This window comes from Altererythrobacter sp. Z27 (assembly GCF_052683155.1).
Map to the genome: position 1 here is coordinate 971,787 of NZ_JBQYMC010000001.1, position 13,173 is coordinate 984,959.

Below are 13,173 nucleotides of genomic sequence, written 5' to 3' on the forward strand. Positions count from 1 at the left end.
CGCGGCCCATCCGGGCCGCTTGGCTTTCGCGGCAAGAGCTGCGGCGCGCTGTCGCGCTTACGCACTGCTGAAAGCAGTCCGTTTCCCCCAAGCCCCGCCAAGCGGACCGCAAGGCCGACTGGCCGCCCGCAACGAAGCGGCCGCCAGGTCGCGTGAGTGAGGAAATCGCACGCCAGATGGCGTGCGCAAACACAAACGCCCCCCTGACTTGCACCCGCGCGCCCCTCTGCTAAAGCGCCCGCATATTTCCATTCCCCAATTTTCAGCGAACAGGGACATCATGCAGAAAATCCAGGTCAAGAACCCGGTCGTCGAACTCGACGGCGACGAAATGACGAGAATTATCTGGCAGTGGATCCGCGAGCGGCTGATCCTGCCCTACCTCGATGTCGACCTGAAGTATTACGACCTCTCGATCGAATACCGCGACGAGACGGACGACCAGGTCACGATCGATGCCGCCAATGCCATCAAGCAATATGGCGTGGGCGTGAAGTGCGCCACGATCACTCCGGACGAAGCGCGCGTCGAGGAATTCCACCTCAAGAAGATGTGGAAGAGCCCCAACGGCACGATCCGCAACATCCTGGGCGGCGTCGTGTTCCGCGAACCGATCGTGATCGAAAACGTGCCGCGGCTCGTGCCAGGCTGGACCGATCCGATCGTGGTCGGCCGCCATGCCTTTGGCGACCAGTATCGCGCCACCGACACGCTGATCCCCGGCCCGGGCAAGCTGCGGCTGGTGTTCGACGGCGAAGACGGCACCAAGCTCGACCTCGACGTGTTCGACTTCCCGAGCTCGGGCGTCGCCATGGCGATGTACAACCTAGACGATTCGATCCGCGACTTCGCGCGCGCCAGCTTCAACTATGGTCTCGGCCTCGGCTGGCCGGTCTACCTTTCGACCAAGAACACCATCCTCAAGGCCTATGACGGGCGCTTCAAGGACCTGTTCCAGGAAGTGTTCGACAACGAAGGCTTCGCCGAGAAGTTCAAGGAAAAAGGCATCGTCTACGAACACCGCCTGATCGACGACATGGTCGCATCGGCGCTGAAGTGGAACGGCAAGTTCGTTTGGGCCTGCAAGAACTACGATGGCGACGTGCAGTCGGACACGGTTGCGCAGGGCTTCGGCTCGCTCGGCCTGATGACTTCAGTGCTGATGACGCCCGACGGCAAGACCGTCGAAGCCGAAGCTGCACACGGCACGGTCACGCGCCACTATCGCCAGCACCAGCAGGGCAAGTCGACCAGCACCAACCCGATCGCTTCGATCTTCGCCTGGACCCGCGGCCTGATGTATCGCGGCAAGTTCGACGGCACGCCCGACGTGGTGCGCTTCGCCGAAACGCTCGAACGCGTCTGCATCGAAACGGTCGAAAAGGGCCAGATGACCAAGGACCTGGCGCTGCTGATCGGCCCCGAGCAGAACTGGCTCACCACCGAACAGTTCTTCGAGGCGATCGTGCAGAACCTCGAAAAGGAAATGGCCAACTGGGCCTGACCCGGAACCGCCCTGCGGGGCTTGCGTAAGTAAAGGGCGGGCCATCCATGCGATGGGCCGCCCTTTTCGTTTCCGAGGGGGAATAGAGACAATGTCCGAAACCCGCCGCAAAGCCAGGCTCGAAGTCCGCCAGGCGCAGGCCAAGGATGTCCGTGCGATCGCCGATCTCGTCCGGCGCGCCTATGACGACCTGCCCGCCTACACCCACGGCGAAATTCGCGGGCAACTGAACAACTATCCCGATGGCTGTTTCATCGCGAAGCTCGATGGAAAGCTGGTCGGCTATTGCGCGTCGATCCGCTTGAGCCAGCAGCTCGCCCTGTCGGACCACAGTTGGGATGAAGTGACCGGCAACGGCTTCGGCAGTCGCCACAATCCCAAGGGCGAATGGCTTTACGGATATGAAATGTGCGTCGATCCGAAGGTGCGCGGGACGCGGATCGGGCGGCGGCTTTATGAAGAGCGGCGGGCACTGGCGGAGCGGCTCGACCTGAAAGGGATCGTGTTCGGCGGAAGGATGCCCGGCTATGCCCGCGCGCTTCGCCGCAAGACCAACCGGGCCGAAAATCCGCAAGACTATCTGCAGAAAGTGCTCGACGGGAAAATCCACGATCCCGTGCTGCGCTTCCAGCTCGCCAATGGTTTCGAGCCGCAGGGGGTCATCGCCGGCTACCTTCCGGAAGACAAACCTTCGCTGGCGAATGCGGTGCGCATGGTGTGGCGCAACCCCTATGTCGATAGCGACGCCCCTTCGAAACATCGGCTGCCGCGCGATGTCGAAAGCGTGCGAATCGCGACCTGCCAGCTTCAGGCGCGTGCGGTCTCAGGCTTCGAGGAATTCATCAAGCAGATCGAATATTTCGTTGATGTTGCAGCGGATTACGAGGCAGACTTCATAGTCTTTCCCGAGCTGTTTACGCTGATGCTGCTGAGCGCCGAACCCGAAGAGCTCAAGCCCGCCGAAGCGATTGCGGCATTGAGCCGCTACACGCCGCGGATCCGCACTGCGCTCAGCGAAATGGCGCTCAACTACAACATCAACATTATCGGCGGTTCCCACCCGACCCAGATGGACGATGGTGACATCCACAACGTCGCCTATGTCTGCCTGCGCGACGGATCGATCCACGCGCAGGAGAAGATCCACCCCACGTCCAACGAAGCCTATTGGTGGAACATCAAGGGTGGCGACAGCATCGATGCGATCCAGACCGATTGCGGCCCGATCGGCGTCCTCATCTGCTACGACAGCGAATTCCCCGAACTGGCCCGGCGCCTGGTCGACGAAGGCGCAAGGATCATCTTCGTGCCTTTTTGCACCGACAGCCGACAAGGTTACATGCGGGTGCGCTATTGCTCGGCAGCGCGCGCGATCGAGAACCAGTGCTATGTCGTGCTGAGCGGCAATGTCGGAAACCTGCCCAACGTTGCGAATATCGACATCCAATATGCACAGAGCTGCATCCTCACGCCTTGCGATTTCCCCTTCGCGCGCGACGGGATCGCTGCCGAGGCGAGCGAGAACGTCGAGACTCTGACCATCAGCGACGTCAATCTGGCGGATTTGAGCTGGGCGCGGGCCGAAGGCACCGTGCAGAACCTGGCCGACCGCCGCTTCGACTTGTACCGCATCGAATGGGACAAGCGGGTGGGCAAGATCAGTGCGCCAATCGGGGAAGATGGCGAAACTTCGGCGCCAGTCACCGGGCCGCATGCGGGCCGCGGCGGATAAGTCCCCTAAACGGGTGACGACGGCCATTCGCTCGCTATAGAGGAGCCATGGCCGGAGAACTCGCCCCATCCCCCATGCTGTCCGATGCGCTGGTGATCCTTGGCGCTGCCGGGATCGTGATCCCGGTCTTCGCGCGCTTCCGCATCACCCCGATCATCGGCTTCATCCTGATCGGCATCGCCGTGGGCCCCTACGGCCTCGGCACGCTGGTGCCGCAAGTGCCCTGGCTGGCACACGTCACCATCACCGATGCCGAAGGGCTCAAACCCTTTGCCGAATTCGGGATCATCCTGCTGCTGTTCGCGATCGGGCTTGAGCTGAGTTTCAACCGATTGTGGCAATTGCGGAAACTCGTGTTCGGGCTGGGGGCGCTCGAGCTGCTGATCATCGGTTCTTCGCTCGCCGCATTCCTCGGCTTCGTGAACGGGCAAGCCTGGACCGGAGCGATCGCGCTGGGTTTTGCGCTCGCCTTCTCCTCGACTGCAATCGTGCTGCCGATTTCGGGCACCAAGACGCCGGTCGGGCGCGCGGCGCTATCGATGCTGCTGTTCGAAGACATCATGATCGTGCCGATCGTGTTCATCCTCGGCGCGCTGGCGCCGCATGCGCAGGAAGGCGGGCTGGAAGGGCTGGTCGATACGCTGTGGCAAGGCGGGCTGGTCGTGGCCGCGCTGCTCGTATTGGGCCGCCTCGCCCTGCCCCGCCTGTTCGCGCAGGCGGCACGGACCAAGAGCCCCGAACTGTTCCTCGCCGCGTCGCTGCTGGTGGTGATCGGCGCGAGCCTGGCAACAGCCGCAACCGGCCTTTCGCCGATCGTCGGGGCACTGATCGCAGGCCTGCTGATCGCGGAAACCGAATATCACGCCGAAGTCGAAACGATCATGGACCCGTTCAAGGGCCTCGCACTTGGCGTGTTCCTGATCACCGTCGGCATGAGCATCAACCTGGTAACGATCTGGGAGAACCTCGGCCCGATCATGCTCGCCGTGGTGGGCGTGCTGGTGTTCAAGGCGATCGTCACCGGAACCCTGCTGCGCCTGATGGGCGCGCGGCGCGGCACCTCTGCCGAAACCGGCGTGTTGATGGCGAGCCCCAGCGAAACCACGCTGATTGTTCTTGCCGCAGCCAGTTCGGCGCTGCTGATCGACGCGGAAACCGCGCAATTCTGGCAGATCGTCACCGCAATCGGCCTCACTGTCACGCCGCTGCTTGCGCGCCTTGGCCGCGCGCTGGGCCGCCGGGTCGAACCGGTGCCCGAGCTACCGGAGAGCGATAGCGACGAGCCGCGCACCATCATCGTCGGCGCGGGGCGCGTGGGGCGGCTGGTGGCTGACATGCTGTCGCGGCACAACAAGCCCTATGTCGCGATCGATTCAGACGCCGACCTGATCGAGCGGGCCAAACGCGAAGGCTATCGCGCGACCTTTGGCGATGCCGCTCGCGGCGATGCACTGTCGCGGCTAGGGATCGAAACCGCTCCGGCCGTGGTGCTCACCATGGACGAGCCGGTGCTGGCGCAGCGGCTGGTCGCCAAGCTGCGCTCGGCCTATCCCGAACTGCTCATTGTGGCGCGCGCGCGCGATCCCGAACATGCCGCCGCACTCTATCGCGCGGGCGCCAGCCATGCCGTGCCCGAAACGTTGGAGGCGACACTCCAGCTTTCCGAAGCGGTGCTGGTCGACATCGGGGTTGCAATGGGCCCGGTGATAGCTTCGATCCACGAAAAGCGCGACGAGTTCCGCGTCCAGCTCGAACGCGATGGCGAGCTGGACTATCGGCCGAAACTGCGGACCACTACCAACGAAGCCTGAGCCTGGACGTCAGGCGCTGACCTTGGCCAGCGCGTCCTTCACCGCAGCCAGTGCGTCAGCCGCCTTGCTGCCATCCGGCCCGCCGCCTTGCGCCATGTCGGGGCGGCCACCGCCGCCCTTGCCGCCGAGCGCTTCCACGCCAACGCGGACCAGATCGACCGCGTTGAAGCGATTGGTCAGATCGTCGGTCACCGCCACTGCGAAGGCGGCCCTGCCATCGTTTACGGCAACCGCAGCCGCAATGCCCGAGCCGAGCCGCTGCTTCACCTCGTCGAGCAAGGGGCGCAGGTCCTTGGGATCGAGCCCTTCGAGCACCTGCCCGCTGAATTTAACGCCCGCGATGTCTTCGTCCGCATTCTGTGCAGCGCCGGCAGAGCCGCCGCCGCCCAGGGCAAGCGCCTTCTTGGCATCGGCCAGTTCCTTCTCGAGCCGCTTGCGCTCGTCGAGCAAGGCCGCGAGCCGCGCCGGAACCTCCTCGGGCGTGGCGCGGATTTCGCTCGCTGCAGCTTTCAGCGCTTCCTCGCGGTCTACCAGCCAGCGCCGCGCGGCTTCACCGGTGAGCGCTTCGATCCGGCGCACGCCAGAGCTGACTGCGCCTTCGGACACAATGCGGAAAATGCCGATATCGCCGGTCGCCTTCACATGGGTGCCGCCGCACAGTTCGACCGAATAGCTGCGCCCGGCATCGCCCTTGCGACCCATCGAGAGCACACGCACTTCGTCGCCATATTTCTCGCCGAACAGCGCCAGTGCGCCCGCAGCGACGGCATCGTCGGGGCTCATAAGCCGCGTACCGACCGGCTCGTTGGCGCGGATTTCGGCATTCACTTCGGCTTCGATCGCAGCGATTTCTTCCGCAGTCAGCGGCTTGGGATGCGAGAAATCGAAGCGGAAGCGGTCGTCTGCGACCAGCGAACCCTTCTGCGTCACATGCTCGCCCAGCGTGTTGCGCAACGCGGCATGCACAAGGTGCGTCGCCGAGTGGTTGGCGCGGATGCGATCGCGCCGCGCGGTGTCGACCGCGAGATGCACCGTATCGCCCACGGCGATCGCGCCCGCCGTCACTTTCGCATGATGCGCATGCAACCGGCCCAGCGGCTTGGACGTGTCGGTGACTTCGGCCTTGAGCCCGGCTGCAGTGGTGATGCTGCCGGCGTCGCCGGTCTGGCCACCGCTTTCGCCATAGAAAGGCGTCTGGTTGGTCAGGATGGTTACTTCGTCGCCCGCTTCGGCACGGTCGGTTTCGGCACCGTCCTTGACGAGTGCAACCACGCGCCCTTCCCCGCTGGTCGAGGCATAGCCGGTGAATTCGGTCGCGCCTTCCCGCTCGGCAATGTCGAACCAGACCTCGCCTGCGGCGGCATCGCCAGAACCCTTCCACGCGGCGCGCGCAGCGGCCTTTTGCCGCTCCATGGCCGCATCGAAGCCCGCGCGATCGACGCCGATGCCGCGCGAACGCAGCGCATCTTCGGTCAGGTCGTAAGGGAAGCCATAGGTGTCATAGAGCTTGAAGGCGGTTTCGCCGTCGAGTTCGCCGCCCTCGCCCATCGTGCCGGTCGCTTCGTCGAGCAGGCGCAGGCCCTTTTCGAGCGTGCGACGGAACTGGGTTTCCTCGCGCTGCAGCACTTCCTGGATCAGCGCCTGGCCACGGACGAGTTCCGGATAGGCCTGCCCCATTTCGGTCACCAGCGCGGGCACGAGCCGGTGCATCAGCGGTTCGCTTGCGCCCAGCAAATGCGCGTGGCGCATCGCGCGGCGCATGATCCGCCGCAGCACGTAACCGCGCCCTTCGTTCGAAGGCAGCACGCCATCGGCCATCAGGAAGCTGGTCGAGCGCAGGTGATCGGCGATCACGCGGTGGCTCGCCTTATGTTCACCCGCGGCCTTCACTCCGGTGAGGTTCTCCGAAGCGGCAATCAGCGCCTTGAACGTGTCGGTATCGTAATTGTCATGCACGCCCTGCATCACCGCGGCGATGCGTTCGAGCCCCATGCCGGTGTCGATCGAGGGCTTGGGCAGTTCCCCGACGATCTCGTCCGCCGCCTGTTCGAACTGCATGAACACCAGGTTCCAGATCTCGACGAAGCGGTCGCCATCCTCATCCGGGCTGCCCGGAGGGCCGCCGAAGATGTGCTCGCCGTGATCGTAGAAGATTTCGGAGCACGGCCCGCATGGCCCGTCCGAACCCATCGCCCAGAAATTGTCCTTGGTCGGGATGCGGATAATGCGCTCTTCGGGCAGGCCCGAAATCTTGCGCCACAGGTCGAACGCCTCATCGTCGGTGTGATAGACGGTGGCGGTAAGGCGATCGGGCGAAATGCCCCAATCCTTGGTCAGAAGCGTCCAGGCATGCAGGATCGCCTGCTCCTTGAAATAATCCCCGAAGGAGAAATTTCCGAGCATTTCGAAGAAGGTGTGGTGACGCGCGGTATAACCGACATTGTCGAGGTCGTTATGCTTGCCCCCGGCGCGCACGCATTTCTGCGAGCTGGTGGCGCGCGGTGCGGGCGGCGTTTCGAGCCCGGTGAAGGCATTCTTGAACGGCACCATACCCGCGTTGACGAACATCAACGTAGGATCGTTATACGGCACGAGCGGTGCGCTCGGGATCTCGGCATGGCCGGCGCCTGCGAAATAGTCGAGGAAGGACCGGCGGATATCGTTGGTCGACGTCATGCAAGCGCAGTTAGGGCTTAGCTGCGCCTGCGGCAAGGCGTTATCGCCGCCTAATTGTGCGTTGCGGAAATGATCCAGACCCCGGCGCCAAGGCTGACTACGCCGCCCTTCAGATTGCGGCTCGCAAGGTCGGCAAGTTTGGCCTGAACTGCAGCCCGCGCCGCATCGTCCATTGCCGCCAATGCCCGGGCCGCAGGACCGATGCGGCTGAAATAGCTGACGGCGTCTGCAATTGGATCGTCCCCCGCACCCGCGATCATGGCAAAGTCGAACGGCTCGAAGCGGATATCGCGCCAACCCGCTTCCGATAGGATGCGTTCAACACGCGCATTGTCGGCAAAGGCAAAGGGCCCCGGTGCATGTGGATCGGGCGGCGAGGAACCCGGATCGGCCGGGATCAGGCGGCCCGCTTCGCCGAAGAAGGGATTGTCTGCGACCGAGCGGAAGCAGGAGAACAGCATCTGCGCTCCGCTGGCGGTGGCGGCATGCAGGTTCGCGAAAGCCGCCACCGGATCGGGGAAGAACATCACACCGTGGCGCGACATGAGCAGGTCTGGCCGGGCACCGGCATCAGGCTGCCATGCAGCCGCATCGGCAAGCTCGAAGCGCAAGTTGGGCGCATCGCCAGCGCGTTCGCGCGCCACGTCGACCAGATCGGGCGAAACGTCGACCCCGATCACTTGGGCTGCAGGACGTTGCTTTGCCACCTTGAGCGAAAGTTCCCCGGCCCCGCATCCGATATCGAGCGCGCTAGTGAATTCCAGCTCGAGGATGCGCCGTTCGAGTTCGGCAGTGAGATGCGAGAAGCTGCGATCGGTTCGCTGCCATTCATGCGCCCAGGATTTCCCCACGCGCCCTTGCCACTCCTGTGCATCCATTCCCGCCATGTCGAATCCCACTCCATCGCTTTGACGCCGCCCGGGTCTTGCCGGTGCCGCCGCGCGAGCCATGCGCGCTGGAATGGCTGATTGCAACATGATGGTGCAGACAGCGAAAAACCGGCGCAGCCTATCAGGGGGAGAGGCGCACGCCGGCTTTCCGGGTTTCCGGGCGCCGGTCCGACAGGACCGCCTGCGCCCGCTTGAGGGTCAGTCTTCTGGGTCCGCGTCCGGGCCCGTCATCATCTCCTCGGCGACCTTGTCGGTTTGGCTGCGAATGGCAGCTTCCAACTTGTCGCAAAGCTCGGGATTGTCCTTGAGGTATTGCTTGGCATTCTCGCGGCCCTGGCCGATCCGGATACTGTCATAGGAGAACCAGCTGCCGGACTTCTCGACCAGCCCTGCCTTGACGCCCAGGTCGAGGATCTCGCCGATCTTCGAAATGCCTTCGCCATACATGATGTCGAATTCGACCTGCTTGAACGGAGGGGCGACCTTGTTCTTGACCACCTTCACGCGAGTGGTGTTGCCGACGATGTCGTCGCGGTCCTTGATCTGGCCGGTACGGCGGATGTCGAGACGGACCGAAGCGTAGAACTTGAGCGCATTGCCGCCGGTCGTGGTTTCGGGATTACCGTACATCACGCCAATCTTCATGCGCAGCTGGTTGATGAAGATCACCATGCACTTCGAACGGCTGATCGAACCCGTCAGCTTGCGTAGCGACTGCGACATCAAGCGAGCCTGCAGGCCGACATGGCTGTCGCCCATCTCGCCTTCGATTTCGGCCCGCGGCACCAGGGCAGCGACCGAGTCCACCACCAGCACGTCGATTGCATTCGAGCGCACCAGCGTGTCGGTGATTTCGAGCGCCTGTTCGCCCGTATCGGGCTGCGACACGATCAATTCGTCAATGTCGACGCCCAGCGCCTTGGCATAGACCGGGTCGAGCGCGTGTTCGGCGTCGACAAAGGCAGCAGTGCCGCCGGCCTTCTGCGCTTCAGCGATGACATGCAGCGCCAGCGTGGTCTTGCCCGAACTCTCGGGGCCGTAGACTTCGATCACGCGGCCCTTGGGCAGGCCGCCAATACCCAGCGCAATGTCGAGGCCGAGCGAGCCGGTCGAAATCGATTCGACATTCATCGCTTCCTTCGAGCCCAGCTTCATCGCCGAGCCCTTGCCAAAGGCCCGGTCAATCTGGGCAAGCGCGGCTTCGAGCGCCTTCTGACGATCCACGGATGACTCCTTTTCAACCAGTTTCAGATTCGTCGCCATCGCATGGCCTCCCTTGCTTGCCTAGGGCCGATAGCCGGTTATCGACTGCCCTGTTGGGAAGCTATGTATCTGGTTTGTTCCACAAGAACAAGTAGGGAACGAAATTTTTTGTCACAACACCGCTAAGGCCGAAAAAACCAACATTACGAGCGTCAGTCCAGATCACGGACCCAAAACCTCATCTCGGAAGTTCCCCCAGCCGCGACACGCACGGTCACTACGTGCGTGCCATTGCGCACTCTTGCCCCACGTGCCTTTTTTACCTGCCAGCCGGCACTGCTGCCGATTTGAAGTTCGACCTCGATCGAATTTCTTCCCGCATTGGTTAGCACCGCGCGCACTTCCTGCCAGTCGTTCTCGTCAGGCCCCATGTCCTGGGACGATCCCGTGCCTGCACATTGGCCAAAAACGTGGGAGCTTCGACCCAGTCGGATTTCGACCTCTTCGCCAACAGCATAATCGCGCAGGCCGCTTTCGCCGATCAGCAGCTCACCCGCCGAAGACGGTTCGAACACTGTCGCGCCGCCGCGAGGCAATGACGCGCCGAGGCCCAGCTTTTCTTCGTTCTCAACCCGGTAAAGCAGGCTGACGGGGCGGGAATCCTGGTCTTCATCAAACCGGCCGTAAACATCGCAATAGGCTTCTTTGATCAATTCGCCGCGCACCCGGTCCTTGTCGAGAAAGGCGACCTGCTTCATCCCCTTAGCCCGTACGGTAACCGGCTCCGGCACGCGAAACAGCTTGAAGTCGCCGAGATTTTCCTCGCTCGCGATCATCGCGACTGGCGACGCGGAATCGAACTCCTGGGCGCGGAGGCGAGAGCCACTGAGCACGATCTCGGCGGTCGGGGCCGAAAGCATTAGCGTCTCCGGTACATCAATTTGCCCAGGATAGGTTCCTTCAGCGGTGTTTCCTATGGGCCAACATTCCAGCCGCAGCGGCGCGCCGCGCGGAGGCTCAGCCAGATCCTCGAAGTCAGATTCGATATTAAGCGTGCCGGCAACCACCGACAATTCGGCATTTTCGAAGCTCTGCGCATTGTCATTCACCAATGTCAGCCAGCTTCGCATGCGCATGTCACGGCGCCCGCCTGCCTTGCCGTCATGCAGCGTCGCGACATAATGCGCGCGCCAGTCGAAGCCCCAGGCGAGATAGGTCAACGTGACGGTGTAAGTGCCGCCGGTCTCGTCGCGCGCGTCGATGGTAAACACCGGTTCCGCTGACAGTCCCGCCGGTACGCGGTCGAAACCGAGCCGCTCGGGCAGCCCGGAGCAACGCACCGCTTCGTAGCCCTGCGCCGTTTGCAGGACGAGGCCGCCATCGGCACGGGTGCGGACAACTGCCTGCTCGCTCAGTTCGGCACCCGTTGCCGGATTTGTGCGCGTGATGGTGACCCGATTCCCCAGCGTACCATCGATCAGAGCAGCAGGGGAAAGCAGCGCAGCATTGCGGTTCTTCTCTATCACTCCTCCGGGCAGGCCCGAAACCATGGCCGAGACTGCGATCATCCCCTCGGCTACGCCCGTGAAGCGGATGGTTGATTCCCCCGGTGGCAAGGTGACAGTTCGGGTCTCGCTGACGAGGCCAAAACCTTTCGGTCGGTTGGGATCGAAATCATACTGGCTGGGATCGCGATAGATCGTTACCGCAAGCCTTTCCGGCGCGGAGGCATCGACCACCTCATGCGCGGCCAACGGAATGCTGAACAGCGCCAGCATCGCGACTAACGTGGCGCTCAACCAGCGCATCATATCAATACCGCGTGGCGTAGGTCACACGCACGACGCGCTCGCCATTGGCGGGCACGGTTATGACATATTCTCGCTTGTCCGCGTTTAGCTGTTTTCCCGGCACATCTTCGCTGAGAATTCGAAGGTCGCGACTCCACCAGCCATAATCGAGTCCAGCCTGGACTAGCTCGACTTCGACCGGGGAGGATTTGGCGTTAGTCAGCGTATAGCGCATGGTGGTGGTCCAAAAGGTCTTGGGGCGCTCACGTTCACCCGTCACGACATCCCCATTGGGCATTGTCACCTTGTAACGCTCGACCCGCTCCCATTCGTCTGCAGTGATCCGATTGCGATTTTCCACTTCCGATTTGACCAGAACATCGAACGCGTCGCCAGTGCGCAGCGTCAATTCACTGCCCATCGGGGTATGATCGATGCCGCTTTCACCGATGAACTGAGGGCTGCCCTTCCGATCGCGCTGGTAGAACCGCACGGTGCCTCCAGGTAGGGCATCGCCCAACCCGCCCGAACTCGACGAACTGAAGGCGATCTGGCTGCTGACGTTCTGCGGCTCATCGTAGTTCGCTAGCCAGCCGACCGTGTGGCCATAGACCTTGCGCGCGGCGACGCCTTGCACATCGAGGAAGCTCACCTGCTTGGTCTGCGCATTGGCGATCGTGGTGCGCCCGGCGATCGGATAAAGATAGAAATCGCCCACCTGTTCGCGGTCGGCACTTTCGGTGCCCGGCCTCACCTGCGAGGTTCCGCGCGGCACCGGGCGATAGGGGTAGTTATTGTATTGCTGCTGTCCGGTCGCCGGATTGCCTGCCACCAGCAAGGTGTCGGCGTTAGAGAATGTGGTGCCGGTGTTATTGGTCAATGTCACCCAGCCCTGCACGTCGATAGTGCCGCGCGCCTCGTCAAACAATGCAACATAGTCGGTAGTCCAGCCAAGGCCGGGCGTAAGGTAGCGAATCGATGCCGGGCGGGTGCCGGCACGATCGCTCTGAACATTTACGGACAGGGTCGGGCGCGCCCGCAGGTTCGGGGGGACGCGGTCGAACACGACGCGCACTGGCAGGCCATCATCGCGCAGCACTTCGATCCTCTCGCCGATCTGGATCACCACGCCCCCTGCGGTGGAGAGTACCTTGGCGCGCTCCCGCGTCTCGACCCCGGTGGCGGGATTGGTGCGAATCAGCGTGACCGTCTGGCCGATCGCTTTCTCCATCATCTTTTGTGGAGTAAGGAGGTCGAAATCGAAATTCTGCTCGACGATAGCCGCACCGCTTGCAGCGAAGCTAAGCGTCTCCGGCCGGATTTGCGCTGAAACGTCTGGAAACTCGATGCGGCTGCGCCCTGCTGCGATTGCAATTTGGCGCACATCCTGAACCAGCGCCTGGCCGTTGCTGTAGATAGTTATGGCAAGGTCGCCCTGCGCGTTGTCGTCGCTCTGCGAGAGCACTGCAGTGCTCGTCGCCAGCAGCCCGCCTGCAAGCAATGCCCGCTTCCACCTGCCCAAATTTGCCATCATGTCCTCCTGCCCGCAATCCAAGCCACTGTTTCA

At 62.9% G+C, this 13,173-nt stretch carries 8 protein-coding genes; 3 read left to right on the forward strand and 5 right to left on the reverse strand.

Features of this window, described 5'->3' with window-relative positions:
* The first annotated feature begins 280 nt into the window (after nucleotides 1-280).
* The 3 genes from ACUJ47_RS04795 (at nucleotide 281) to ACUJ47_RS04805 (ending at nucleotide 5,047) form a co-directional block, all read left to right on the forward strand.
* The gene (locus ACUJ47_RS04795) at nucleotides 281-1,504 is read left to right on the forward strand and encodes an NADP-dependent isocitrate dehydrogenase (protein ID WP_445537297.1); all 1,224 of its coding nucleotides are present in this window, start codon (nucleotides 281-283) and stop codon (nucleotides 1,502-1,504) included.
* Nucleotides 1,505-1,595: 91 nt separating this feature from the next.
* Nucleotides 1,596-3,236 carry a GNAT family N-acetyltransferase gene (locus ACUJ47_RS04800; RefSeq protein ID WP_445537298.1) on the forward strand — a complete coding sequence of 547 codons (1,641 nt, stop codon included), beginning with the start codon at nucleotides 1,596-1,598 and terminating at the stop codon, nucleotides 3,234-3,236.
* 47 nt (nucleotides 3,237-3,283) lie between these two features.
* Complete coding sequence (locus ACUJ47_RS04805; protein WP_445537299.1) at nucleotides 3,284-5,047, forward strand: cation:proton antiporter domain-containing protein; 1,764 nt, start codon at nucleotides 3,284-3,286, stop codon at nucleotides 5,045-5,047.
* A 9-nt stretch (nucleotides 5,048-5,056) separates the two neighbouring features.
* Here ACUJ47_RS04805 and alaS read toward each other — a convergent pair whose 3' ends face one another.
* From alaS to ACUJ47_RS04830, 5 genes are all read right to left on the reverse strand, one after another.
* Nucleotides 5,057-7,723 (reverse strand): alanine--tRNA ligase, encoded by a 2,667-nt coding sequence (gene alaS, locus ACUJ47_RS04810; protein ID WP_445537300.1) that lies wholly within the window; start codon nucleotides 7,721-7,723, stop codon nucleotides 5,057-5,059.
* A 50-nt stretch (nucleotides 7,724-7,773) separates the two neighbouring features.
* On the reverse strand, nucleotides 7,774-8,610 hold the full coding sequence (locus tag ACUJ47_RS04815) for a class I SAM-dependent methyltransferase (RefSeq protein WP_445537301.1): 837 nt from the start codon (nucleotides 8,608-8,610) through the stop codon (nucleotides 7,774-7,776).
* A gap of 201 nt (nucleotides 8,611-8,811) precedes the next feature.
* Nucleotides 8,812-9,876, reverse strand: coding sequence for a recombinase RecA (recA, locus tag ACUJ47_RS04820; protein WP_445537302.1), 1,065 nt, complete (start codon nucleotides 9,874-9,876; stop codon nucleotides 8,812-8,814).
* Nucleotides 9,877-10,028: 152 nt separating this feature from the next.
* Nucleotides 10,029-11,615: a DUF4139 domain-containing protein gene (locus ACUJ47_RS04825; RefSeq protein WP_445537303.1), complete on the reverse strand. Its 1,587-nt coding sequence runs from the start codon at nucleotides 11,613-11,615 to the stop codon at nucleotides 10,029-10,031.
* Nucleotides 11,616-11,628: 13 nt separating this feature from the next.
* Nucleotides 11,629-13,137, reverse strand: coding sequence for a DUF4139 domain-containing protein (locus ACUJ47_RS04830; RefSeq protein WP_445538861.1), 1,509 nt, complete (start codon nucleotides 13,135-13,137; stop codon nucleotides 11,629-11,631).
* Nucleotides 13,138-13,173: the final 36 nt, after the last annotated feature.

Excerpts from the sequence above, each read along its gene's own strand:
- ACUJ47_RS04800 (WP_445537298.1), top strand. The coding sequence starts at position 1,596 with ATGTCCGAAACCCGCCGCAAAGCCAGGCTCGAAGTCCGCCAGGCGCAG.
- alaS (WP_445537300.1), bottom strand. The coding sequence starts at position 7,723 with ATGACGTCGACCAACGATATCCGCCGGTCCTTCCTCGACTATTTCGCA.
- ACUJ47_RS04830 (WP_445538861.1), bottom strand. The coding sequence starts at position 13,137 with ATGGCAAATTTGGGCAGGTGGAAGCGGGCATTGCTTGCAGGCGGGCTG.
- ACUJ47_RS04805 (WP_445537299.1), top strand. The coding sequence starts at position 3,284 with ATGGCCGGAGAACTCGCCCCATCCCCCATGCTGTCCGATGCGCTGGTG.
- recA (WP_445537302.1), bottom strand. The coding sequence starts at position 9,876 with ATGGCGACGAATCTGAAACTGGTTGAAAAGGAGTCATCCGTGGATCGT.
- ACUJ47_RS04795 (WP_445537297.1), top strand. The coding sequence starts at position 281 with ATGCAGAAAATCCAGGTCAAGAACCCGGTCGTCGAACTCGACGGCGAC.
- ACUJ47_RS04815 (WP_445537301.1), bottom strand. The coding sequence starts at position 8,610 with ATGGCGGGAATGGATGCACAGGAGTGGCAAGGGCGCGTGGGGAAATCC.